Genomic DNA, 2,227 nt, shown 5'->3' with positions numbered 1-2,227 from the left:
CCGGGCTGATAAATCTCCCAATATCAGCATCGTAGTACCGGAACGTGTTGTAGTGCAGCCCCGTCTCCCGGTCGAGGTATTGCCCTTGGAAGCGCAGGTTCTGTTCTTGTCGAGCTCCTTGTGGGATATCCCCTTCCGTCTCCCCCTGCACTTTGGCTCCGTGCAGGCGTCTCGCTTCCCAGCGTTCTTCTACTGTTGAGCCCCAGGTCTTGTACTGGGCTTGCCAGATGATCTGGCCTTGGGCGTTGCTCAGTTCTTCGGGCAGGCCGACCTGGTCGGTGTGGAAGTAGTACACCTCGCACAGCTTGGCGTTTGCGCTGGGGCAGTCTGTGCCGGTGTTTTGGGCTGTGCCCTTGGGGTTGAGCGCTTGCCAGTAACTCGCTTCCAATGTGTCGTTGGCCGATTGCTGGGAATAGTTTGGGTGTTTTTGGCCTGTAGCGCTTTTCTGGCTTGCGCTGGCAGCTATGGTTTTTGATGTTTGTGGCTGCCGCACATCTTGGGTGGTGCCCAGCCCACCCTGTTCTGTTCTCTCTCCCTCAGCATCCAGCCGCGCCAGCGGAACGTAGCTGTCCGGCTCGTACACGTAGCTGATGATGGCGCTGCCTCTGCGCTCTTCGATGAGGCGCATGCCTTCCCAGATGAAGACCGTGGTGCCAAAGCTGTCGTGTTTGGCCACCCGGCGGCCTATGGCGTCGTAGTCGAACCGGGTGGTTTGGGTGGTTGCGTGTTCGGTGCCGGGGCGCTGGGTGGTGGTGACTGCTGTGAGGCGGCTTTCTTCGTCCCACGCAAATGTCTGGGCGGTGTGTTTGCCGCTGAGTTTCTGGATCAGGCTAGGGTGCCTGCCAGATTTAATTTATTTAATATCGACTAAAATTCAGAAGCCTTTATCACCCTAATAAACTGCGGACGATGAACAGGTATCGAGAAAACTGCACCATTGGTGCTACGAAGATGAATATCATCTCCAAATAGCTCTTCATCACAAAAAGGGTTGCCGTTATCCAGAAATAGAAACCACAGCATTTTTTTTGTTGTCTGACTCAAAAGGCAAAGAACACCATCTCCTCCGGAGCTACCCTCTCCAAATTTCGCAATCAGGCCATCGAAAAGACGCCCTCCAACATAATCAAAATCAACAAGTCCCACTTCGTCAACGGATACATCTCGAATATTCAAACGCTTGATAACACTGCCAAACGCAACCGCATTCACGCCACAATCAAGGACAGCAATATCCCCATTTTCATAGTACAAACCATTAATATCAGAGCATTTACAATTACCCAATATGCCAAAGCTGCCGTGTTTGGTACATTGGCGCACTTTGGTTTATCATGGAATTGAGCGGTATGTTTGACTGAGTGCTATGGCACCGCGTGATATAGACAGCGACTGTGCGGCTTCTTTCAACGCCCTAAATGCCTGCGTGACTTTTGTTCAAATATTTTCCACAGCACCACCAGATACTCCCGAGACATAGTGAAAATGCTCTAAATATGCACTTGAAAATCTCTGAATGAATTCAGGCGATTTCTGAGAAGGATATTTTGGCGAAAAATATCCGCTCGCCACAACCCAATCATAAATACCCACATTGACTGGCATCTTTGTCAAAACACCACTAACTTCGTGACGCAGAATCCACTCCTCTGCTGACTCTTTACTAGAAAATGCAGCAGATGAAAAGTTTGCTCCTTCACCATGAAAGACCCAGACCCATTCCATGATTAACATCCTCCCTTAACACCATTCGCCTTGGCCCAGCGTTTAATCTTGTCTATTGACGATCTAATTTTTGCCTTGTTTGCAGTCACTACATTTCTTTGTTTTGAACTTAGCTCTGGGGAACCTTTGATTGGTTTTCCATTTTGGCCAATCTTGGTTTCAGCACCTCCGCCCTTTACGTGGGCATGAGCTGGCAAATGGTCGCCCCCAGTGTAGTAGTGCTCAATAGTAATTCCGCCTTGCTGAACAATAATTGATGGCGGCAGCCTCGGTTTGGTATTCAACCCCCATGGATCAATCCAACCAATCGGATTCGGCGAGTAACTCCCCAGGTTGATCCCACCCTCCAACCCTATCGGGTCCGGGCTGATAAATCTCCCAATATCAGCATCGTAGTACCGGAACGTGTTGTAGTGCAGCCCCGTCTCCCGGTCGAGGTATTGCCCTTGGAAGCGCAGGTTCTGTTCTTGTCGAGCTCCTTGTGGGATATCCCCTTCCGTCT

At 50.5% G+C, this 2,227-nt stretch carries 4 protein-coding genes; all 4 read right to left on the bottom strand.

Going from position 1 to position 2,227, the window contains the following annotated elements:
* Nucleotides 1-676 (bottom strand): RHS repeat domain-containing protein (locus ACOQFS_RS19025; protein WP_421564386.1); only part of this gene is annotated, 676 nt, incomplete at its 3' end.
* A gap of 191 nt (nt 677-867) precedes the next feature.
* Entirely contained in the window at nt 868-1,323 is a 456-nt protein-coding gene (locus ACOQFS_RS19020; protein ID WP_421564385.1) for a hypothetical protein, read from the bottom strand.
* Nucleotides 1,324-1,437: 114 nt separating this feature from the next.
* A complete protein-coding gene (locus ACOQFS_RS19015) occupies nt 1,438-1,725 on the bottom strand; it encodes a DUF7710 domain-containing protein (protein ID WP_421564384.1) in 288 nt (95 codons plus the stop codon).
* Between the two features lie 2 nt (nt 1,726-1,727).
* The coding region (locus tag ACOQFS_RS19010) for an RHS repeat-associated core domain-containing protein (RefSeq protein ID WP_421564383.1) at nt 1,728-2,227 on the bottom strand (500 nt) is incomplete at its 5' end.

Source organism: Paracidovorax sp. MALMAid1276 (genome assembly GCF_049198005.1).
Taxonomy (GTDB): Bacteria; Pseudomonadota; Gammaproteobacteria; order Burkholderiales; family Burkholderiaceae_C; genus Acidovorax.
This window is presented reverse-complemented; position numbering and strand designations above follow the sequence as displayed.

Excerpts from the sequence above, each read along its gene's own strand:
- ACOQFS_RS19015 (WP_421564384.1), bottom strand. The coding sequence starts at position 1,725 with ATGGAATGGGTCTGGGTCTTTCATGGTGAAGGAGCAAACTTTTCATCT.